This is a genomic window from Burkholderia puraquae (assembly GCF_002099195.1).
Lineage (GTDB): Bacteria > Pseudomonadota > Gammaproteobacteria > Burkholderiales > Burkholderiaceae > Burkholderia > Burkholderia puraquae.
In genome coordinates this window covers 70,947-91,576 of record NZ_NBYX01000007.1, presented here as the reverse complement: position 1 = coordinate 91,576, position 20,630 = coordinate 70,947, and the positions used below count along the sequence as shown (strand labels likewise).

Below are 20,630 nucleotides of genomic sequence, written 5' to 3'. Positions count from 1 at the left end.
CGTGGATCCGGCATCGGGCAGGCAGGTTCGGGTGGAGCAAGGAACGATCTTCGAGATCGGGTATGTGCGAGTCTCAAGGAGAGCACCATGATGTCGCATGAATTGATTGCACGGTACGGCACGTTGGTCGTGTTCCTGAACGTGCTCGGGTCTTCGCTTGGCCTGCCTCTTCCCTCGATACCGACGTTGATCACGGTCGGGGCAGGCATTGCGCTCGTCACGCATGCGGCGTCGTCGACGTTGCTGCATTTCTCGACGATACTGGGCGCCGCCGTGATTGGCGGCTTTCTCGGCGACCTGGTCTGGTTTCAGGGTGGCAAACGGTACGGCAAGCGTACGCTTCATACCGTCTGCAAGCTGTCGCCGTCGCGCGATGCGTGCGTCACGACGACGGAGCGCTTTTTCGGGCGCTGGGGTGTTCGCGTACTCATCGTTGCGAGGTTCGTGCCCGGCCTGTCGCTCGTTGCCGTTCCGCTATGCGGTGCGATGGCCGTCAGGATGCGCTCCTTCGTCCTGCACGATTGCGCGGGCATTGCACTGTGGGCGTCGATCGGGCTGGCGATCGGCACGCTGTTCGCTTCACAGATCGACGTGCTTTTCGCGCTTGTCGCCCGTCTTGGCTGGCATGCGCTCATCGTCGCCGGCATCGTTCCGGTGCTTTATCTCCTGTACCGCTACTGCCGCAGGCTCATGCTGGCAAGTGCGCTCGGCAAGGCACGGATCAGCGCGGGCGAATTGCATGCATTGCTCGCGAACCTCCGCGACCGATCGTGATCGATATCCGCTCCGCGGAGCGAAGGACGCTCGATCCATTCGTGATTCCGGGCGCGGTAATCGGCGATGAACGAAAGACCCGGCAGATCATGGAGCGCCATGGAACGAACCGGACACTCGTCATCTATTGCGCGTGCCCCGACGAAGGGTCCGCAGTGTCGGTGGCCAGGCAGTTGCGGCTGTCCGGCATCAAGCTGGCGTTGCCGCTCGCAGGCGGCATCGATGCATGGCGCGCCGCGGGTTTCGACGTCGAGCCGATGATCGGAATGCACGACGCGGCGATCGGCTGACAAGCGGCGGCAAGATGCTATCGACTCGACGGTCTTTCCTGGTGGGCCCAGTTCGAGTCCGATGTCAGACGACACCTCGGGCAACCGCGCATCGCGCTACCTGCGATAGCGCGAACCTGCCGATATCCCGCGCATCTTGTTCCGTCCGACCAGGACCTGCAACGCGCGCTGGATAGTGAGCCTCCTGGCGGCAATCGTATTCACGTGTTCCGCGTAGGCTGAACCGGCCGCGTTCAATGCCGGCGTGAATCGCATCACGATAGCGCACGAGGCAACTCCTTTCGAAGCGGCGTTCTTTTTATCCTGCACATGAGCGTGAGAGGCCATGGCAAGCGAGACCATTCAGGTCGATGCCACACGCGACGCGTCGCCAGCCCCGGATCACCGCTTCCCCGTCGTGTCGATTTCACTCGGGCGAGGCGGTGGCCCGCTCGGCCACCACGCGTTGGCTGCCGCATTGACTCGCGCCGGCTTTATCGCCGTCGTGCCGACGTACGTCGGAAATCCTTCAGGTTATCCGCGGGTGCTGTCCCGGGTCCGGATCCTGATCGATCGCCCGCGACAAGCAGAGGCCGCGCTCAGTGCAGCGCTCGCGAATCCACGGCTTTCAGCGAGCGAAGATGCGAACCGCATCGGCACTGCTGGGTAGTCGGCCGGCAGCGATACCGTGCTGACCCTTGCGAGTGCTGATCCAGACTTCGTGTACGCCGGTGAATACTGTGCTGGCCACGACGATCCAGGATTGTGTCCGCGTTCCGCAACCGGCAATGGCACTCGCGGCGGCCAAGGTAACGCCACCGTATCCGCTACGTTGATCAACGTCTCACGGCGCGGGTCCTGATGGCCCCGTTGGATATGATGTCCGAGGCATCCGGCCTGCCCCCGCCGTGCGCATGGCGACGATGCGCTATCGACCGCAGGACGACAGCTATCCGAGTTCCGCGAAATACGTGCTTGAGGTGGTGTCACGCTTGCCCATCCCGCCGGTAGTGCAGATCGTGACGGGTACGCATTTCGTTCTCATCGATCCTTGCCCGCCCTCGGTCGCGGCCAGTGTGGCCCTGATTTACCAGGACGCATCCGGGATCGATCGCGTGGAGATGGATCGCCGGATCAGCCACGATGTGGCGGACTTCCTGCGTGAAAATCGACGACCGGCCCGGGACCGCCGAGGTAGGTGGCGGGTCAGGATCGACCCGGCTCGACGTTGCACGCGTGATCGTCGCCGCGCGCTTCGAAGCGGCCTCGCTCAGTGCGCCCCTGCCGCTGCCCCTGCGCTACCCTTGCCCGGTTTGGTGAGCCAGACCAGCGGGATGATGACGATGAAGATGATCGACGACAGCCAGAAGATATCGTTCAGCGCGAGCATCGCTGCCTGCGCATTCAGCGTGCGTTCGAAGAACGCCGCCGCCTGATCCATGCCGCCGAGCGTCGCGTGGAGCTGCGCGAGGGCGCTCGCGTAGTCGGGATTGTTCACGCTCGACTGCTCGGCGAGCCGGGCATGATGCAGGATCGTCCGGTCGTTCCACCCCGTCGCGATCAACGACGTGCCGACGCCGCCCGCGAACACGCGCACGAAATTGGACAGGCCGGCCGCCGCCGGAATCCTGTCGGGCGCCAGCCCCGACAGGATGATCGCGGTCAGCGGCGTAAAGAAGAGCGCCATCGGAATGCCTTGCAGCAAGGTCGGCAGCACCAGGGTATACGGGTCGACACCGGTCGTGTAATGCGAGCGCATGAAGAACACGCCCGCAAAACCGAGGAAGGCCAGCGTTGCAAGCACCCGCGCATCGGATTTCGGCATGATCTTCGCCATCAATGGGGCAAGCAGCACGGCGAAGATCCCGAGCGGCGCCGTCACGAGCCCGGCGTCCACCGATCGATAGCCCAGATAGCCCTGAATCCATTGAGGAAGGATGACGAGGTTCGAGAAGAACACCGCGTACGCGACCGAAATCGCAATCGTGCCGCCGCGGAAATTGCGCACCGCAAAGAGGCGGATATCGACGATCGGGTTCTTCTCCGTGAACTCCCAGATCAGGAAGAACAGGAAGCTGATCGCGGCGATGACGGCCAGCACGCAGATCACCGGCGAATTGAACCAGTCGAGATCCTTGCCCTTGTCGAGCATGATCTGCAGCGTCGCGACCCACACCACGAGCGACATCAGCCCGACCTTGTCGATCGGTAGCTTGCGCACCGGCGTCTCGCGGTCGCGATAGATCATCCACGTCACGCCGGCCGCGAACAGGCCGACAGGAATGTTGATGTAAAAGATCCACGACCAGCTGTAACTGTCGGTGATCCAGCCGCCCAGCGCGGGCCCGGCGATCGGGCCGACCGTCGCGGTCATCGACCACAGCGCCAGCGCGGTCGAGCTTTTCTCCTTCGAATACGAACCCAGCAGGATCGCCTGGGACAGTGGAATCAGCGGCCCCGCGACGACCCCCTGCAAGACGCGCGCGGCGAGCAGCACGAGCAGGTTCGGCGCGACGCCGCACAACCACGACGAGAACACGAACAACACGATGGCGGCCACGAACAGCCGGATCTGTCCGACGCGCTGCGTGAGCCAGCCCGTCAACGGAATCGCGACGGCATTGGCCGCCGAGAACAGCGTGATCACCCACGTGCCTTCGTCGACCGAGACGCCGAGGTTGCCCGAGATCGTCGGAATCGCGACGTTCGCAATGGATGAATCGAGCACGTTCATGAACGTCGCGAGCGCGACGGCGATGGTCGCAAGGACCAGCTTGCCGCCCGTCAGCGGCGGTGGTGCGGGTGGCGTTGAGGCATTCATCTCGCTTTCACTCTGGAGTATCGACCGTGCCGGCGTATCGAGCCGGCCAGTCGGACGATTGGATCGACCGAAGCGCGACGACGACGCGCACCGGGTGGAGCGCTCAGCTTGCGCGCCGCGCCGTGTCGCGCATGGCGCTTGCCTCGCGCTTGACGGAAGCCGTCGGCGATCCGGCATGCTCGACGACGACGTTTCGCGCGATGATCTTCTCGATCTCGGCATCCGCCTTCGCGCCGTATTCGGAAAACACGTTGGTGCGATACGACGTGTTCATTGCCGCGCCGAGCTGCGGGCCCGTGTCGTCGCGCGTATCCACATCGACCTCCATCGACAAACCGATACGCAGCGGATGCGCTTCGAGTTCCTTCTGGTCGAGCTGGATGCGCGCGGGCAGACGTTGAACGACCTTGATCCAGTTGCCCGTCGCGTTCTGTGCCGGCAAGCTCGCGAAGGCGCTGCCCGTGCCCGCCGAGAAGCCGACGACGCGGCCGTGATACTTGACCTTGCCGCCATACACATCGGCCGTCAGCGTGACGGGCTGACCGATGCGCATGCCGTGCAACTGGCTTTCCTTGTAGTTCGCGTCGACCCAGACACCGTCGAGCGGAACGATCGCCATCAACGGGGTGCCCGGCGACACGCGCTGGCCGACCTGCACCGCACGCTTCGCGACATAGCCCGTGACGGGCGCAGGCAGGACATTGCGCGCGTAGGCCAGATACGCATCGCGCACTTTCGACGCAGCCGCTTGCACGTTCGGGTGCTGGTCGATCGTCGTGCGGTCGGTCAACGCGCGGTTGGCTTCCGCCTGCTGACGCGCGGCGTCGAGCGCCGCCCGCGCGGCCGCCACGGTGTCCCGCGCGTGCGCGATGTCTTCGGCCGATACCGCGCCCGTATCGGCGACGGCCTGGCGACGGCGCAGGTCGTCCTGGGCACGAACCAGATCGGACTGCTTCTGGGCGACGTTCGCGGCATACAGGTCGTTGTTGACGTAAAGACTGCTCACCTGCCGCACGGTCTGCCCCAGCGCCGCCTCGGCGTTGCCGAGCGCGACTTTCGCGTCGGCGTTGTCGAGCGTGACCACCGGATCGCCCGCCTTCACGATCTGCGTATCGTCGGCATTCACGGCGACGACGGTACCCGCCACCTGGGGCGTCAGTTGCACGAGGTTGCCGCTGACGTATGCGTCGTCGGTGGACTCGTGGTAGCGCGCATACGTCAGGTAGTACACGCCATACGCGATCGACGACACGACGATCGCCATGCCGAGCAGCGCCAGCAGCAGCGGACGCCACCGCATAGCGGGTTCGCTTGCGACCTCTCCGCCTCCCGACGGCGACGGATCGTGATTCACGCGGGCGGTATCGACCGGCTTGCGAACCGGCGGGTTGATTTCACTCATTTTCATTCTCCAGGCAGATTCGATGGATAACCGCTCAGCGCGCGGCGACGGCAGGCGTGCCGGATACGGGCCCATTGGCGCGAGCCGCGACGCCGGCGTCCGCGAACGACGTGTCGACGAAGCCGCCGCCCAGCGCCGACGCCAGCGCGATCTGCCGATCGCGGCGCGTCATGCGCAGCGTCGCGACGCGCTGATCGGCGGAAAACGCGTTGACGTCCGCATTCAACACGGTCAGTTGATTGGTGAGGCCGGCCTTGTACTGCGTGAGCGCCAGCCCGGCGGCTTTCGACGCGGCTTGCTGCGCGGTCTGCGCATCGACCAGTTGCGCATCCGTCGAGCGCACACCGGCGATTTGCGTGGCAACGTCGCTCAACGCGGTCACCAGCGCCTGGTTATAGGTTGCGACCGCGCTATCGAAATCGGCATAGCGCCCCTTCAGTTGCGCGCGAAGCGCACCGGCGTCGAAGATCGGCAGGTGGATCGCCGGGCCGACCGAAGCCGTCCGGCTCGCCGCCGTCAGGAAGCGCCCGAAGCCGAACGCGTCGAGCCCGATCGCGGCGCTCAGATTGATGTCGGGATAGAACTCGGCCTTCGCTTCCTTCACGTCGTGCGCGATCGCGTCGACGGTCCAGCGGGCGGCCACGATGTCGGGACGCCGGCCGACGAGATCGGCGGGCAGATCGTCGGGCAGGCGGACGTCGTCGCCCGTGCCGAGCACCGGCCGCTCGATGCGCAGGCCGCGATCGGGCCCGGCGCCGAGCAGCGCGGCGATCTCGTAGCGTGTCGCGAGAATCTGGCCGTCGAGCGCTTTCATCGTCGCGCGGCTCGTCGCGAGATTCGCGCGTGCGGTCTCCCGCTCGACTTGCGTGTCGAGCCCGGTCGCGATACGACCGGCGGTGATTCGATCGATCTGCTCGCGCCGGACGATCTCCTGTTGCGCGATGTCCCGCAACTGGTCGAGCCATGCGAGCTGGTTATAGGTGCGCGCGATCGAAGTCGTGAGCGTCAGCCTGACCGCTTCCGCGTCGGCGCGGCTCGCCTGAAGCCTGGACACCGACGCCTTCAGCGCCTCGCGCTTCTTGCCCCAGAGGTCGAGCTCGTACGAAGCGCCGAGGATGCCCCGGTTCTCCGTCTGCCACGATCCCCCATAGGGCGGCGGAACGAGCGCCGTGCCTGAAAATTGCTGGCGTGTGAGCGCGTAGCTGGCGTCGACGCGCGGCATCGTTCCCGCCTGCGCGGCTTCGCTGTAAGCCTGTGCGGCCGCCACGCGCGCACGTGCCTGATCGAGCGTCGGGCTGCTTCTCAGCGCCTCCCCGACCAGTACCTTGAGCTGGCCGTCGCCGAACTGATCGGCCCAATCGACGGTGGGCCAATGTCCCTGCTCGGACGGGAGACTCTGTTGCGCCGGGTACTGCCGCGGATCGGCCATCGTCGCGTCGCCGTGAATGCCGGCGTAATTCACGCACGCCGACAACCCTGCCGCGACGATCGCCGGCACCCCCGCCTTAAACACGCGCGGCGCTTGTCGCCCGGCGATTGAAAAAATACGCATTGCTCGTCTCGTCAAGTAGTAGGCCAACCAAGCCGTTTGCAGAAAAATCGCCATTCGCGTTCGGTCCGGCATCCGCGCACGCGCCGCAGGGCCCGGGCGCATGCCATCGCGACGAAGCAACGTCGTGTGTGCGCGAGCAGCCAGCACCTCGGTCGCGAACGCGAACAGTGTCGCGATGCCGGTCCACGGATTCCTCAAGCCGCGCTGGACCTGCTCACTGCGCCCGACACCCCGCACGCACCACGTACAGAAGTGTTCGCAGTTGTTCGTCAGAAGCTGGTATCGGTCTTCACCGAGGCGCGACCTGGCCCGCTCGACGACGGTCATTCCGGTATAAACTGCATCCGGCTCAGGCTGAACACGGATGCCCTTGTTCGCCGCGAAGCGACACAACGGAACGCATTCCACCGGGCACCGCCTCGCGGCACCATGAAAGCCGCCATAGTGGATAACCAGGCCGTTTCCGACGTAGATCCCGTGGTGCGCATAGCCGTCGCGGTCACTGACGAGATGAGCGCCCGCTTCGATGCGCGGATCAGTCCGGACCGGCGCCTGCGGAATCGTCAACCGATCGATATTCAACATGTCCATCGCAAGCCTCCGATTTCGCATGTGCGTTGCATTGCGCGTCGCCGATGGGCCTCTCGCACGCGCAGGTCGAAGTGTGGGTCGCGGTCTTCCGGATCGCAGGCAAAGCCGGTCCCGCCCGAAGTCCGTCTTTCGGGAGCGATTGCCGTTGCATTCGCGGCACGTCATCAGCGGCGGAAAATCACGAATCAGGGCGCAAGCGTCGAGCGTTATCGAAAGCGATGACTCGTTTGCATCCCTGATCAGGCGTATTGCCGTACCTTGATACTAAGAGCCGGCCGCACGCGCAGGTAGACCTGTATCGGAACACTTTCCCGTTCCTCATCGGCACCAATCCGCTGCGTCACCGCATTCGCCGAGCGCGCGATGCAACCGATCACTCCCCGGTCTCACCTGCATTGGTGCAGAGTGGGCAACACCATGCATCCCGATGTCGATCTGGCATGGAGACGCGTCTTTGCCTAGCATGCAGAAGCGTTTGGTCCATCTTTCGGATGGAGGTCATGGAGATCGACTTGCAGGCACGCGCTGCACCATTGCGTTGATTCGCTTCGCAAAACGACGCCCCGGCCCGATACGCAAGGTTCGAGACGCTCGGGTTGACCAATACAAGTAACCGGGAGGCATATGGAGAACGAGAGGTCGCAACCTCCGTCGCTGACACTGCTCGACAAATATCGTGGGGAGGCATTCGCCGCTCTCTACACGACCACCGTTACCGTCTCCGGAGGCGAAGCCGGGCACGGCCGCGCATCGGGCGTCGCCCGATCCGACGACGGTTGTCTCATCCTTGACCTGCGGTTACCCACCGAACTTGGCGGCCCGGGCGGCGGCACCAATCCCGAACAGCTTCTTGCCGCCGGCTATGCCGCGTGTTTTCACGGTGCACTGAGCCTGCTGGCGCAACGCGAGAAGATCGACAACCGAGAAACAACCGTGGCGGTCGAAGTCTCGTTCGGTCGCGATCCTATCGATGGCGGATATGCGCTGATTGCCAACGTCACCGTCCGCATGCCGGGTGTGGACCGGCAAGTCGCGGAACGCCTTGTCCGCGACACGGAGCGCCTGTGCCCTTATACGAAGATGGCCCGGCAGGGAATCTGCGGTGTCGTTGCCGTGTCGGCCTGACCGAACGTCAACGGTGTGCGGTTGACCAACGCATCTGCCGGGCGATTGGTGCCGAAGGGGCAACAGAATGCGCACGTTCCCGGCACTACCGACCCTCGAGGCCCGCGACTACGATGGTTGCCAGGCAAGTCTCGCACCGAATCGGCATGTGCCGGACATGCGACACCGCTTCCACAGATCAGGAGAACGGATCATGACGCAACGGATCAACTACTTTCAGCAATCGCCGGAACTGACCAAGAAACTCGTCGAGCTCGACGGGTTGTTTCACAAGACCACGATCGAGGCGCCGGTTCGCGAGCTCGTCGAAATCCGCGCATCGCAACTCAACGGCTGCGCGTTCTGCGTCGACATGCACATCAAGATGGCAAAAATCCACGGCGAGCGCGAACTGCGCCTGCATCACGTCGCGATCTGGCGCGAGTCGACGCTGTTCTCGCCGCGCGAGCGCGCCGCGCTCGAATGGACCGAAGCACTGACGCATCTCCCGTCGCATGGCGTGCCCGACGATCTCTACGAACGCGTGCGGGCCCACTATGCCGAGAAGGATCTGTCGGATCTCACCTTCCTCGTGGGCGCCATCAACTGCTGGAACCGGCTGAACGTCGCATTCCGCATCGTGCCCGGCTCGTTCGACAAGATGTTCGGGCTCGACAAGGCCAACCTGGAGTAACGACATGAAACGCATCATGCTGGCGCTTGCCCCGCTCGCGCTGTCGCTCCTGATTCCCGCTCAGCCGGCGGCCGCCGCACCGCAAGCGACGGTGACGCAGCTGACCACGGAGCCGTTGCCCGAGTATCCGGGCAAGGAAGTCGAGATGATCGTCGTGAATTACCCGCCCGGCAGCGTCGATCCCGTGCATCGTCACGATGCGCACGCATTCGTCTACGTGCTCGACGGCAGCATCGTCATGGGCCTGAACGGCGGCAAGGAGGTCACGCTCCACGCCGGCGACACCTTCCACGAAGGCCCCGAGGACGTCCATACAGTCGGACGAAACGCTAGCAGCACGAAGCCGGCGAGGTTCGTCGTGTTCCTGATCAAGAACAAGGGCGCGCCGGTGCTCACGCCCGTGAAGTAGTGCAATCGTCATCGAGGCCCGGTGACGCCGGGCCGCTTCCCCGGTTTCAGCCGAGCCAGTGCATCGAACACGTGCTCTATTTGTATTAGTCAGGACTCGACCCACCATCCACGCTTCGATTGATTGGTAGACAGCAACGCGTTGATTTAAAACGATAACTATGTGGGGGCACAAGGGAAAGCTTTACCAGGCCTAAAGTCTCCTAACCGGAAAATTGCAGGAAAATCAAGACCACCCCATTTTTACGCGCCGTCTGCGCAACGGGCAGCCGGTTCTTGTCGGCAACGCACCCGGCCCGTTCACATTGCGGCTAAAGGGCGAGAGCGCCCATGGCACCACCGGGTATGTGGAAACACACTGGAAGCGTGCTGAAATCCCGGTCGGAACCGTCCGAACCATTAACGGCGAAGCACTTCCGCCGCCATTTCCGCCGGAACTACAAGGCAACGTGATTCCTGGCACTGAGAAAACGCGGCTTGATGGCAGCGCAAGCGAAACTGAACCGGGTAAGCAGGCGCTCGATCAACTCGAGGCAGAGGTCGCCGTGAGCACGAATAGCGGCGCCGGCGCGCTACAGCAAGTAGCGCAAACCGTCGCTTGGCCGTCCTTCGCGATCGGCGGCCGGGTATCGGACAGCCGCGAGGTCGAAAGCATGCTGAATGCAAACCAGGCTCTCGACAATCAGTGTCGGGTCTTGCGCGTGCAACCCGTCTTCCCACCGCATGCGGGCAAGCTACAGGTGTTGCGTACCGAGACACCCAATGAGGCGAAAGTACGCCTGATGAATCAGCTGCAGCCCGACAGCTCTTATCACTCCGGCGTGATGAGTGGTCGACGCAATCATCGCTGCGCAACCGCGTTCGATGTGTCTGTCGGTCAGGGCCGCGTTCTCGACGATCCAATTTTGGCCAAGCTGCTCCGTTCAATTGCTGACTGGCGCATACCCTTCGCGAGCCTCACAAAAGGCGCGGCACTCGAGCGATACAATCAGCTTGACCATACAACACGCGAGATCGTCGAGGCGACTTGTCGGTACTACGGGGACGGGACGTTTCCCTCAGATCGGCTAGTACCCAAAAAGCCGCCACAGCAGGTTGTCAGCGAAGTCTATAAGCAGCAACAGGACTTCAAAAAGCAGGAAGAACAACGCCTGGAAAAGGAACGCATCGACCAGCGCAACCAGCAGCTGAAGGCGCAAGCCGACAAGGTCAAGTCGACAATTCAACAGGACATGGACCAACTTCAGCAACGCCTTGGACAAGGAGCCGACGCCGCTCGACAGGGGGTCAATCAGGCCGTCGAACAGGGTAAGCAGGCCGTCAAGAATCTGATCGATAAATTCTGAATGCGATGAATTCCACTGCTTCCAAGCGCCTGTCGGGCGGACACCTGGTGGTCGCGTTGGTAATGTGCCTAGCGCTGGTCTGGAGTATTGCGCTCAAATTGGCCACAATGAACGGCTATATCTCTTGGGAAACGATATCGATGAACCAACGGGCGCTGTTGTGGCTGTTACCGATCCTGCTGCTCGCCGGCATGATTGCGACCGGATACACCATTTGGACGCGCCGGCATGCACCAGGCCAGTCCGACCCAGCCGCAGTACAGGCGGCGACTGTTTCCGACGGCGCAACGACAGCCGCGGCGGCACACGATCCGCGATTCACGCTGGAGGTGCGGCGCCTCGGCGTCACCGTCGACCGGTTCCGTCAACGAGCCCTGTTGATGCGCCTCGATGAAGTCGGCCAGAAAGGCAAACTCCTGCTGCAGGACCCAAAGGAGTATCCGTGGTCGAGCGAAACGCGCGATTCGCAAGGACGTCAGCGCGAAAACAACGTATTCGGATATGCGCTGCGTGGCTGGCTCGGCTTTTGGCCAATCCCGGTTATTGTCGCCGGGCCGCCGAGAGACGACAGCAATCCAGGTGCCGATCGCATGGCAACCCATATAGGAACTGCCGACAACGGCGCTGGAATCGGGAATCCGATTTATATTCGTCTCGATGAGGTCCAGACCGAGCACGGCGACGACGTTGTGGCCCGCGTGTTTGATGTCTTTGAACGTCATCCGGACCTGCCAGCAGTCGTCCTGTTAGTCGAGGATGGGCTCAACACTCGCGCGTACATGCGAACGCCAGGCGAGGATCTCGCGCAGTCGGATACTGACGGCAATTTCGTCCCGAAACGACCCGACAGTTTCGTGGCGCTGCTTGTGACACGCAAGGATCGGGTGGATCGACTAATCCGGCCATACGTGACCGATGCGCCGGACGCGATCGACAGTTCGAAGACGCAGTACGACGTGATCAAGCTGTGGAACTACTTCTGGGACCAACAGGATCTGTATCGAAAGGACCATCGCAACGAAATGCCGTGGGACTACTGGCAATCAAAGCTGCCGGAGTTCTGGAAGACCACACAGTTGAAAGTGCCCGAAGGGTTCAAGCCGAATCCATGGGTGCCCGTGCCGTGGACAAACTGGCAGCTGAAAGAGTACGACGATTGGCCGGTACTGGCGTATCTGCATCGCCCGGTGCGCGTCGACCTGAGCGACGGTCACGGCGAACCGCTGAAAAAGGGTGAGCGCATCGAGAAGATCAAAACGGGCTGGCAGGACGCATTGCAAACCGTTACACCCGAAAGTCAGCCGAGTCGGATGTTTTACGACACGGGTGCGTCATCCAGCCAACTCCCGCTACTGGTGCAGGCGCTGCACGACAACCCGCAGCATATCGATTTGGACGACCCGAAAGACGCGTTCGATATGCAACGTCGCATCGGCGGCGACACTGGTACCAGTTCCACGTGGGTCCAGCTCGCGTTGGCGTTGATGATGAATTACCAGGACGGCAAAACCAGCGCGCTTGTGAACCTACGCGATCCGCTACACGCCACGATCGTGATGCTGAGCCCCCCGGACGCGGCAGCCCGGCAGGCCCATCCTCAGGACTTCAGTTGGGCTTTCTGATGAGCGAGAAACCTTACGTCCTAGAAGGCGATGGGCATAGCCATGGCGGACGAGTTCTGTCGGGCGCGCTGCATTCGCGAATCAAGGGCCGAGCGATCGCTCGTCTGCACGATCCCGCGATCTGCGAGATTCACGGGCCGACGACGATCGTGAAGGTATCCGGTCGCGGCCGTTTCGATGGTCAGCCGGCCGCATGCGACGGTGACGAACTGGCATGCGGGGCGCGATTGATTGCGAGTCAATCGAACACCGGCGGCTAACGCTGCGATGATGTGTGATGCGCTCGGGTCAGCAATCGCCAGCCGCCGACGTAACCGATGCCCAAGCGACTGACGCGGATCGGTGGTGCCCATGTCACTCCTTCAATGGCGCTGGGCCGCCTTGTTTCAGCGCGCTCGATCGATGAGCGCAAAACGGGGGGACCATGCCGCATAGGCGGAACGATCATGAACACGACCCGTTAGGAGTCCGCGTTGTCGTCCTGACCGCGTCAAAGTTTCTGTAACTCCACCGGCACGAAGAGCACGATCGCGAAGTACCCAGTCTTCGACGTGAGCGAACCGTCAGTCCACCCTTTCGGCACGTGAATCAACGCAAAGGCACTGTTGTAGATGCCATCGACAGGAACGTCCACCTTTTTTTGGGTGAACGACTCGAGATCCGCTTTCGTGAACGGTCTCAGATCACCTTTGACCGGCACCCAAGCTCCAGAGTGAAACTCGGACAACGAGTACTTTCCGTTCGTGGACTCGACCTTCAGAAACGGCTCCACCTTACCGTGGTCCTCAACACCGTATGTTCCAACGATACTGTCGGCGCTATCGGCCCTGTCGGTGCTTTCGGTGCTGTTGTGGCATGCGGCCACACACAGGCTCAGAATAGCCGCGCAAAAAAGCTTCTTCATTTCGATTTATTCAGTGTTATAGGACGAACCCACCTGCAGCACATGCACGACACTCTGCCGACCGCGAGCGGCTCGCTGGTGCCGGTACCGACGGAGAGGCGTGCTATCGGTATGCGTATCGCGCGTGCACACCTCACTGTGAATTCGGTGCTGCTACGGTTAGTTCGCCATCGATCACTCGGCGGCCGCGCGTGCACGCGACTTCGTCGGACGTTTGGCCGGAAAGAACGCGGTCCACTGCTCAGGCGTGGCGCGGTCGATTTTCTCAATCGCAACGACGCGAGCGGCATCGATCGATCCTTCCATGATCCTGCCCAAGCCCCGGCCGGTTTCCACGTCGGACACATCGAACATCGCCGGCATGCTCGGATCGGAAATTGTGCTGCGATGCACGGCCCAGGTGCGGCCGCGATGCTCGAACGGCACGCCGATCACCTCGACCCATCGATCTTCGGCGAGCGCGAGGAAAAATACAATGCCTTCGACACGCTGCGGCGAAGGAATTTTCTGAGAACGGTTTGCGGCCACGGGGTGGGTTCCGATGAAGTGGTTTAGTGCGGGGGCGCCGGTGCCGAATCCGTCGATGTCCGGTTGGCGGGTGCCGGATGGCAGACTTGATCGACGGTTGTCGTTTCGAACCGAACGACGCCGTCTCGGGGTAAAAATTGGGCGACCTGGCGGATTGGGTCAAACACCGCACAGCCTGTACTGGCACAAGTGATCGAGAAGCCGGAGTAGTGCGCGCTTGTGCTACCCGCCGCGCACTCGATCTGCACCGGCTTGTACTTCGGAACCAGCAACTGCGCCGGATCACATGACGTCATCGCCTCGCGCTGCTTTCGCGCGGCGTCGGCTCCATTCGACTCCGCGTATTGCTGTAACGAGAGGAACGCGATAACACTGAGCGCCGACGCCAGGCCAAACATCAACGCTCGCGTGACGCTGCGTTCAAGCCATTCAGGCAAGGTCGCCGTTGACCACCTCGAAGTAACCTCCCTTAAAATTCAACAATTTAGCCTTCGTCGGAGGCGACTAAGATTGCTTCCGTCGCGCAGAGCCTCGCTCGATTTTGCTGTCCGAATCGAGACTGGAGATCGCTCGCCTCGCCCCCAATGGCCGCTCCACCCGCAGATGCGGCCATACACATATCGTCAGTGCGCGCGCAGTCCGCGGTAAGCGTTGATCCGCAACGCATGTGTTCTGGTCGTGACGATCGAGGGCGCGTCGCTGAAGTCGACGGAGCCGGCAGGTTCATTCCCGGCACGTCGCGAATCTCGACCGGCGCCGATGTTGGCGCCGCCGCATACGCCCGTCGGTACGACTGCCCGACGGCGTCGTGATTGAACTGGAATGCCAGGACAGGACACGCTGCCCGTCACAGTGATGCTCGCTGCGCCGGGAACGCGTCGATGTTCCGCTTCGACGACGATTTGTTGTCCGTCACGCCACTCGGCGCAAGACCGCGCGCTCCGATTCCAGTGCGTCACGCACCGCCTCGGTGACGCTACGCCAGTTGCCGGGTGCCGCCTGACGAAAGATACGAGTACGCGGATACCAAGGCCCCGTGTCGCCTTGCGCGCCCCAGCGCCACTCCGGCGCACCGAGCATGACCCACGCGGGCAGGCCCAGCGCGCCGGCCAGGTGCACGGGCGCCGAGCAGATCGAGATGGTCAGATCCAGGGAGGCAGCAAATACAGCCGTGTCGTAAAGATCGCTCCATTCGTCGGATCGATTCAGGATCGACAGCCCGCTACGTGCCGCGAAATCGGGCTCAAGCGGATGTTTCTGAAGCACGAACCAGTCGACGTTTTCAATCTCGGCCAACGGCTGAAGATCTTCGGGGGCGAGACTGCGAGAGCGCCCTGCAAAATAATTGGGCGACGTGTCCCAGCACAACCCGATTCGCAGCCGATCGGATATGCGACAGCGGTCGGCCAGTGCCTTGGCGACATCCTGATCCTTCAGCTTGATGTAGCCGTCCCGGTAGGTAGGCACCTTGCCTTCGCTCGCCCCCAATCTCGCGGGCAGCAAGTTTTCGAAGATCCAGTAATCGTAGTCGCCCCAGGTCTCGACTGGCCAGGCGCTCAACAACTCGTCGACGCCTTCCAGTTCGCTTAGAAACTGCATCAACGCCGGGTTGACGCAGAGCGTGACATGGGCGCCCGCTGCCTTCAGGTCTCGAGCGTAACGTGCGTACATCAGGCAATCACCGAGACCGAGATGGCTGATCACCAGAAGGCGCTTGCCTTCAAGAGGCTGCCCGCGCCACAGGCGGTCGTGATAGGTGGTCAGTACACGTGGGCCGTTGCCGAGCGACGCAAGATCCGCGAGCATTTCGTATTGGCGCCAGCCCGCTTTCGTGTCGCCCAGCAGCAAGAGCAGATTCGCCAACGGAAAAATGACTTCGCCCCGATACGGATCGTGTTCAGCGGCCCGGTAAAGATAGCCCACGCTTTCGTCAAAGCGCCCCAGCAAGTAGAGCGAAATACCGCCCTGCACAAGCGCGCCGATCTCCGTCGGGTATCTTTCCAGGATGGCGCGCGCAATGTGTACGGCGCCTTCATGATCTTCGAGGAATCGATGGCGTGCCCGCAACGCAATGGTCAGATCGCCGAGTTCGGCTGCCTTCAAGCCATGCCGGCGTGACGTATCGAAGTCGAGCATCTGAAAACTCGCGTCGGCCAGCATCAGATGCAACTCGGCGTTGGAAGGAAATGCCGCCAGTCCATCTTTCAGACTGGCGATTGCAGTGGCGCGATCGTTCAGTTGATTGAAGCAGAGAATCGCTTTTTCGCGCCACGGAACGGTCGACTCGGGCGTCGCGGCGATCGCGCGATCGCAAGCCTCGAGCGCTTTTTCTGCCCTACCCTGACGCAACAAGGCATCGAGATAGGGTTTTAGCGCGATGTCGCTGCGAGGATATTTTTCAAACAGGATCCGGAGAAGATCAGCCGCCCGGTCGAACTGCCCGGCAGCCTCTGCATCACGCGCCTGTGCCGCGACGTTATTGGAATCCTCGTCAAACGACATCCCATTCCCCGATAGTAAGTTATGCAATGAGACAGCATCGATCTGTCCATCATTCTTCTGCCGCTACGCATCGCCATTGCCATCGGTTCAATCCGCCCGGCGCCTCGCTCCGGAGCAAGCCCGGCAGATTCGGAAAACGACTCGGGTCATATTTCGTGCCGGAACGGCAAGGCTGCGGCCATGCTGTACGCGCACCCTCCGCGCACGCCGCCGACGACAAGGTACCCGATTTTTATCACGACGCGATATCCCGATGCAGCATAAAAATGCGCTTCTATCCGGGGCATTTGTTAAATAGCTTGAATGACCGTCAACAGGCCAATGATTTGCCGTACTATCCGGCCGTCATCCTGGCTAATGTCGAGCGCGGTCGATCGATCTTCGGCAACGGCCGTGGTTTTTTATTTTCGGGAGCTCGACCCGGGCGCCGATTTCATCCGAACGCTAGGACCGATCATGTTTCAGTCCCCCGGAGATTCCTTCGTCAACGGTTCGTTGCTGGGCCTGTGCGTCGAGGTTCCGCTTGCTGCGGTCGTTTCGCTGGCGATGCACGGCGTCGACTGGAACGGGCAGCGCATCGCGATGCTCATCGCAACGCCGGTGCTGATCGCATCCATCGCCCTGCTGACCCGCCCGGTGGCATTCAGCACGGTATGGAAGCACAAGCGCTCGCCGTTCGTGCTCGACGACAATGTGCGCGCGTCGATCTACGGCCGGCTCTGCGGGATCGCGATCGGCGTCGTGTTCGGCATCATGGTCGCGACGACGTTCGCCTGACCCGGTCGAGCAGGATCTCCCGACGAGGCCCGCGCCGGGCGTGGAACCTCACTCACGCAGGGAAAACAGCGCTTTCAACAAGCGCGCGCCCCCCCGAGTCCCCCTCTCATATGGGGATCTCTCATTGCGCCGATCACGTCGCCGCTATCAGCGCGTTGAACGACGTATCCCAAAGCGGCGCGACATTGGCCGGCCCATCCAGTACACCGATCCGCGCGAACACATCCGCGACCTGCTGATGCTGTGCCACCACGTCGGGCGTTACCGGCAGCAGCGCGTAGTCTTCGCTGCGCTGGTCGAACATCGCGACGAGATCGGCAACCGGCACGCGCGTCTCGCGGTTCTGCACGAGCGCATAGTCGCGGAAATGCCCGTTCGCCCACGCATACGCGCGCCGAAACCGCAGCAGCAGATCGCCCGTGGCCGCACGTCGGCGCGTATCGTCGAGCGTACGCGGGTTCGCATAGACCGGAAAATTGCCCGACAGGTAGCCCTTCCCCGTCTTCAGCACGCGCGCACCGTAGCGATTGCGCGCGAGCTGGCCGTTGTAGCCGTAGATCGCCCACGCGTCGATGTCGCCGCGGTCGTATGCGGATAGCCCGTCGGTCGGCGACAGGTTGATCGGCTGGATGTCGTCGAAGCTCAGGCCGGCCTCCGTGAGCTGGCGATACAGGAAGTAATGCGACGTCGTCGCACGCACGTACCCGACGCGCTTGCCCTTGAGATCCGCAATGCCGCGGATCGGCGTGTCCTTGCGTGCGAGCGTGACCTGGTTGTTCAGGTCTTCGCGCACGCGGGTGATGAGCCGGACGTTGGCCTTCTGGCGCGCGGCGAACACGGCCGGAATTTCGCTGCCCGAGCCGATGTCGAGCGCATCCGCATTGAGCGCCTCGATATGCAGCACGCCGTTGTTCAGCTCGCGCCAGTCGATCCGGTACGGCGTGTCGGCAAGCCCGGCCGCCTGCAGCAGCGCGCGCCAGCCGCCCTTGTAGGTCGCGACACGCAACGTGGTGCCGGCGAGATCGGCGCTGACGGCGGGCGCAGCGAACGCAGCCTTCGCGGCCCATGGGGACGCCGCGATCGCGGCGCCGGCAAGCAGCAAACGGCGGCGTGCCACCGAAATTGACGACATCGGATGCTCCTGTCAGTCGATCAAATGGGAAGTCAAAACCGTCGCGTCAATGCAGCACCGGAAAGCCGTGGCGTTCGGCCAGCAGTTCGAGGATACGGCGCGCGTCGGTGACGAAGCGCACGTCGCCGAGCGTCTGTGCGTCGTCCGGCGCCGGCAGGTCGCGGCCGAGCACAAGGACCGGCAGCCCCTGGTGCGCATCGTCGAGCGCGTCGATCACCGCGTGCCGCGGCCGCGCGAAGCCGACGCGTTTCACGTCGATTCGCCCCGCGCGATCGGGCGCGCTCGCCAGCAGCCCCTCGATCGACAGTCCATGCGGACAGACGAAGCGCTGGCCCGGATGCTTCGGATCGGCAAAGCCCGGTTCCAGCAGAAACAGTACATCGCGACTCATGTCAAACGGCTCCCGAGTTCGTGGTTCAGCCGGGACGAACGCGCGCTTGCGCGCCCTTCCGTTCCCGGCGCAGGCCGGCCCGAGGCCGGATGCCCGACTCTACCGTCACCCGTCGCACGGCCCTACCAACGTTTTGCGGAATCGATATGCGGGCGCATGTAGCGCATCGACCGTCCGCTGCACAGCGGACGTTGCGTAAAAACATCGCGTGCCGGGCCGCATGTCATGCGCACATCGAACGATTTCATCGATCGATATGACGTCACCCGCGCGTTTCCGGTCCTCGCCGTTCGCCGTTCGCGCGATGCGTTCGCCGCAGCATGGGTGCCGGACGCGATCGCGACACACATGCCGGGCTTGCGGCAACGCACATTGCAAATCGGCCGCGCAGCGATTTGCAAACCACGGATCGGCCGTTCGCCGGCGCGTCCGTCGTCAATAGCATCGTGATCCTCGCAGAGGTCCCCATAAAAACAGAGGATAGTCATGATCAAAAAATCGGTAGTCCTGGGTTTGGTTTCGATCGGTTCGGTCAGCGCGCACGCGCAGAGTTCGGTCACGTTGTACGGCGTCGTCGATGCCGGTTTCGCTTATACGAACAACCAGGGTGGCGCGAGCAACATCCAGCAGACGAGCGGCAAGCTGAGCGGCAGCCGCTGGGGCCTGAAAGGCGTCGAGGATCTCGGCGGCGGCCTGCAGGCGGTCTTCACGCTCGAAAGCGGGTTCCGGCCGAGCGATGGCGGGCTCGGCCAGGGCGGCCGCCTGTTCGGCCGCTCCGCGTACGTGGGCCTCGCCAGCAAGGGGCTCGGCACGCTGACCTTCGGCCGCCAGTACGAGCCGATCACCGACCTCGTCGCGCAGTACTCGGGATCCGGCTTCTGGTCGCCGGCCACGCACGTGGGCGACAACGACAACATGAACCAGAGCTTCCGGCTGAACAACGCGGTGAAGTTCCGCAGCGACACGATCGCCGGCTTCACGGCCGACCTGCTCTATGCGTTCAGCAACCAGGCCAACGGCGGTGCGGGCACGGGTTTCTCGAACAACAACGCATGGGGCGCGTCGGCAAACTACGTGAATGGCCCGTTGTCGGTGGGCGCCGGCTATGTGCGCTTCAATCATCCGAATGCGACGTCGAATACGAGCGGCGCGGTGGGCGGCGCAACGTCGACCACCGGCAACGACTACAGCGGCGCATTCTTCTACGGGTTGAACGGCGGCGTGCTCAAGCAGCAGATCGGCGCGGCAGGCGCGAACTACGCACTTGGCCGTGCGACGCTCGGCTTCGCGTGGAGCCACACGCAGCTCGACTATCTCGACGGCTCGTCGCGCAAGTTCAACAACTACGACGTGAACGCGCGTTACCAGATCACGCCGGCGGCCACGCTGATCGGTGTCTACACGTTCACCGACGGGCGCGCGAGCGGCCTGCCGGGCACCAGCGGCCAGACACTGAAGCCGCGCTGGCACCAGTTCACGCTCGGGTTCGACTACGCGCTGTCGAAGCGCACCGACCTCTACCTGTCCGGCATCTACCAGCTCGCGGCCGGCGACGCGAGCACGGCAACGTCGGGCGGCTATCGCAAGATCGCGGCGATTTCGAACATCGGCAGCGCGTCGTCGACGAATCGCCAGGTCGCGCTCGTCAGCGGGCTGCGCGTGAAGTTCTGACGGCACGCGCATCGGGCGCGACGCGGTGCGGTGCGGTGCGGTGCGGTGCAATAAGCAAAGCGGGAATCGTTGTTTGCCGCACCGTGCCCGGTTGCCGAGAATGGGCATTTCCCCGCGCGCTGCCTCCGCGCGCGATACGCGT

21 protein-coding genes and 1 pseudogene are annotated in these 20,630 nt (G+C 63.0%); 11 read left to right on the top strand and 11 right to left on the bottom strand.

Annotated elements, in window-relative coordinates:
• Positions 1-87: 87 nt before the first annotated feature.
• The 3 genes from B7G54_RS15910 to B7G54_RS39670 all read left to right on the top strand — a co-directional run bounded on the left by B7G54_RS15910 (position 88) and on the right by B7G54_RS39670 (position 1,713).
• The gene (locus B7G54_RS15910; protein WP_085039911.1) at positions 88-774 is read left to right on the top strand and encodes a DedA family protein; all 687 of its coding nucleotides are present in this window, start codon (positions 88-90) and stop codon (positions 772-774) included.
• A complete protein-coding gene (locus B7G54_RS39675; protein ID WP_085039910.1) occupies positions 771-1,064 on the top strand; it encodes a rhodanese-like domain-containing protein in 294 nt (97 codons plus the stop codon). Before B7G54_RS15910 ends, B7G54_RS39675 begins: the two co-directional genes overlap by 4 nt.
• Before the next feature lie 325 nt (positions 1,065-1,389).
• Entirely contained in the window at positions 1,390-1,713 is a 324-nt protein-coding gene (locus B7G54_RS39670) for an alpha/beta hydrolase (protein WP_244289344.1), read from the top strand.
• A 600-nt stretch (positions 1,714-2,313) separates the two neighbouring features.
• On the opposite strand, the gene B7G54_RS15895 is transcribed toward B7G54_RS39670, so the two are convergent.
• From B7G54_RS15895 to B7G54_RS39665, 4 genes and pseudogenes are all read right to left on the bottom strand, one after another.
• Positions 2,314-3,864, bottom strand: coding sequence for a DHA2 family efflux MFS transporter permease subunit (locus B7G54_RS15895; RefSeq protein WP_085039909.1), 1,551 nt, complete (start codon positions 3,862-3,864; stop codon positions 2,314-2,316).
• A gap of 103 nt (positions 3,865-3,967) precedes the next feature.
• Complete coding sequence (locus B7G54_RS15890; protein WP_085040083.1) at positions 3,968-5,266, bottom strand: HlyD/EmrA/EmrK family protein; 1,299 nt, start codon at positions 5,264-5,266, stop codon at positions 3,968-3,970.
• 34 nt (positions 5,267-5,300) lie between these two features.
• Entirely contained in the window at positions 5,301-6,818 is a 1,518-nt protein-coding gene (locus tag B7G54_RS15885; RefSeq protein ID WP_244289352.1) for an efflux transporter outer membrane subunit, read from the bottom strand.
• Positions 6,819-7,103: 285 nt separating this feature from the next.
• Positions 7,104-7,403, bottom strand: a pseudogene (locus tag B7G54_RS39665) (lecithin retinol acyltransferase family protein); the annotation flags it as partial.
• A gap of 630 nt (positions 7,404-8,033) precedes the next feature.
• On the opposite strand from B7G54_RS39665, the gene B7G54_RS15880 reads away from it, so the two are divergent.
• From B7G54_RS15880 to B7G54_RS15855, 6 genes are all read left to right on the top strand, one after another.
• Complete coding sequence (locus B7G54_RS15880) at positions 8,034-8,534, top strand: Ohr family peroxiredoxin (RefSeq protein ID WP_085039907.1); 501 nt, start codon at positions 8,034-8,036, stop codon at positions 8,532-8,534.
• Positions 8,535-8,727: 193 nt separating this feature from the next.
• Complete coding sequence (locus B7G54_RS15875; RefSeq protein WP_085039906.1) at positions 8,728-9,207, top strand: carboxymuconolactone decarboxylase family protein; 480 nt, start codon at positions 8,728-8,730, stop codon at positions 9,205-9,207.
• A gap of 4 nt (positions 9,208-9,211) precedes the next feature.
• Positions 9,212-9,616: a cupin domain-containing protein gene (locus B7G54_RS15870; protein WP_085039905.1), complete on the top strand. Its 405-nt coding sequence runs from the start codon at positions 9,212-9,214 to the stop codon at positions 9,614-9,616.
• 214 nt (positions 9,617-9,830) lie between these two features.
• On the top strand, positions 9,831-10,961 hold the full coding sequence (locus tag B7G54_RS15865; protein WP_085039904.1) for an effector protein Tle3 domain-containing protein: 1,131 nt from the start codon (positions 9,831-9,833) through the stop codon (positions 10,959-10,961).
• Between the two features lie 5 nt (positions 10,962-10,966).
• Positions 10,967-12,583 (top strand): type VI lipase adapter Tla3 domain-containing protein, encoded by a 1,617-nt coding sequence (locus B7G54_RS15860; RefSeq protein WP_085039903.1) that lies wholly within the window; start codon positions 10,967-10,969, stop codon positions 12,581-12,583.
• Complete coding sequence (locus B7G54_RS15855) at positions 12,583-12,843, top strand: PAAR domain-containing protein (RefSeq protein WP_085039902.1); 261 nt, start codon at positions 12,583-12,585, stop codon at positions 12,841-12,843. Before B7G54_RS15860 ends, B7G54_RS15855 begins: the two co-directional genes overlap by 1 nt.
• Before the next feature lie 230 nt (positions 12,844-13,073).
• Here the strand turns inward: B7G54_RS15855 and B7G54_RS15850 are convergent, their stop codons facing one another.
• From B7G54_RS15850 to B7G54_RS15835, 4 genes are all read right to left on the bottom strand, one after another.
• The gene (locus tag B7G54_RS15850) at positions 13,074-13,487 is read right to left on the bottom strand and encodes a hypothetical protein (RefSeq protein ID WP_085039901.1); all 414 of its coding nucleotides are present in this window, start codon (positions 13,485-13,487) and stop codon (positions 13,074-13,076) included.
• A 174-nt stretch (positions 13,488-13,661) separates the two neighbouring features.
• A complete protein-coding gene (locus B7G54_RS15845; protein WP_085039900.1) occupies positions 13,662-14,015 on the bottom strand; it encodes a hypothetical protein in 354 nt (117 codons plus the stop codon).
• A gap of 23 nt (positions 14,016-14,038) precedes the next feature.
• Complete coding sequence (locus B7G54_RS15840) at positions 14,039-14,452, bottom strand: hypothetical protein (RefSeq protein WP_133059170.1); 414 nt, start codon at positions 14,450-14,452, stop codon at positions 14,039-14,041.
• A 475-nt stretch (positions 14,453-14,927) separates the two neighbouring features.
• Entirely contained in the window at positions 14,928-16,517 is a 1,590-nt protein-coding gene (locus tag B7G54_RS15835) for a tetratricopeptide repeat protein (protein WP_244289343.1), read from the bottom strand.
• 393 nt (positions 16,518-16,910) lie between these two features.
• Between B7G54_RS15835 and B7G54_RS15830 the strand changes: the two genes are divergently transcribed.
• On the top strand, positions 16,911-17,294 hold the full coding sequence (locus B7G54_RS15830) for a hypothetical protein (RefSeq protein WP_244289342.1): 384 nt from the start codon (positions 16,911-16,913) through the stop codon (positions 17,292-17,294).
• Between the two features lie 133 nt (positions 17,295-17,427).
• On the opposite strand, the gene B7G54_RS15825 is transcribed toward B7G54_RS15830, so the two are convergent.
• The 3 genes from B7G54_RS15825 to B7G54_RS15815 form a co-directional block, all read right to left on the bottom strand.
• Positions 17,428-18,426 carry an ABC transporter substrate-binding protein gene (locus B7G54_RS15825; RefSeq protein ID WP_085039896.1) on the bottom strand — a complete coding sequence of 333 codons (999 nt, stop codon included), beginning with the start codon at positions 18,424-18,426 and terminating at the stop codon, positions 17,428-17,430.
• Positions 18,427-18,472: 46 nt separating this feature from the next.
• Positions 18,473-18,817, bottom strand: coding sequence for a DUF3088 domain-containing protein (locus B7G54_RS15820; protein ID WP_085039895.1), 345 nt, complete (start codon positions 18,815-18,817; stop codon positions 18,473-18,475).
• A 122-nt stretch (positions 18,818-18,939) separates the two neighbouring features.
• Positions 18,940-19,305, bottom strand: a complete 366-nt coding sequence (locus B7G54_RS15815) for a hypothetical protein (RefSeq protein WP_165765580.1) — start codon at positions 19,303-19,305, stop codon at positions 18,940-18,942.
• On the opposite strand from B7G54_RS15815, the gene B7G54_RS15810 reads away from it, so the two are divergent.
• Positions 19,304-20,488, top strand: a complete 1,185-nt coding sequence (locus tag B7G54_RS15810; RefSeq protein ID WP_085039893.1) for a porin — start codon at positions 19,304-19,306, stop codon at positions 20,486-20,488. The two genes, B7G54_RS15815 and B7G54_RS15810, sit on opposite strands and share 2 nt — an antisense overlap.
• Positions 20,489-20,630 lie beyond the last annotated feature (142 nt).

Coding starts and splice junctions, on each gene's coding strand:
- B7G54_RS15835 (WP_244289343.1), bottom strand. CDS start 16,517: ATGTCGTTTGACGAGGATTCCAATAACGTCGCGGCACAGGCGCGTGAT.
- B7G54_RS15820 (WP_085039895.1), bottom strand. CDS start 18,817: ATGAGTCGCGATGTACTGTTTCTGCTGGAACCGGGCTTTGCCGATCCG.
- B7G54_RS15870 (WP_085039905.1), top strand. CDS start 9,212: ATGAAACGCATCATGCTGGCGCTTGCCCCGCTCGCGCTGTCGCTCCTG.
- B7G54_RS15875 (WP_085039906.1), top strand. CDS start 8,728: ATGACGCAACGGATCAACTACTTTCAGCAATCGCCGGAACTGACCAAG.
- B7G54_RS15850 (WP_085039901.1), bottom strand. CDS start 13,487: ATGAAGAAGCTTTTTTGCGCGGCTATTCTGAGCCTGTGTGTGGCCGCA.
- B7G54_RS15895 (WP_085039909.1), bottom strand. CDS start 3,864: ATGAATGCCTCAACGCCACCCGCACCACCGCCGCTGACGGGCGGCAAG.
- B7G54_RS15880 (WP_085039907.1), top strand. CDS start 8,034: ATGGAGAACGAGAGGTCGCAACCTCCGTCGCTGACACTGCTCGACAAA.
- B7G54_RS39670 (WP_244289344.1), top strand. CDS start 1,390: ATGGCAAGCGAGACCATTCAGGTCGATGCCACACGCGACGCGTCGCCA.
- B7G54_RS15885 (WP_244289352.1), bottom strand. CDS start 6,818: ATGCGTATTTTTTCAATCGCCGGGCGACAAGCGCCGCGCGTGTTTAAG.
- B7G54_RS15815 (WP_165765580.1), bottom strand. CDS start 19,305: ATGACTATCCTCTGTTTTTATGGGGACCTCTGCGAGGATCACGATGCT.
- B7G54_RS15890 (WP_085040083.1), bottom strand. CDS start 5,266: ATGAGTGAAATCAACCCGCCGGTTCGCAAGCCGGTCGATACCGCCCGC.
- B7G54_RS15810 (WP_085039893.1), top strand. CDS start 19,304: ATGATCAAAAAATCGGTAGTCCTGGGTTTGGTTTCGATCGGTTCGGTC.
- B7G54_RS15855 (WP_085039902.1), top strand. CDS start 12,583: ATGAGCGAGAAACCTTACGTCCTAGAAGGCGATGGGCATAGCCATGGC.
- B7G54_RS15825 (WP_085039896.1), bottom strand. CDS start 18,426: ATGTCGTCAATTTCGGTGGCACGCCGCCGTTTGCTGCTTGCCGGCGCC.
- B7G54_RS15910 (WP_085039911.1), top strand. CDS start 88: ATGATGTCGCATGAATTGATTGCACGGTACGGCACGTTGGTCGTGTTC.
- B7G54_RS15860 (WP_085039903.1), top strand. CDS start 10,967: ATGAATTCCACTGCTTCCAAGCGCCTGTCGGGCGGACACCTGGTGGTC.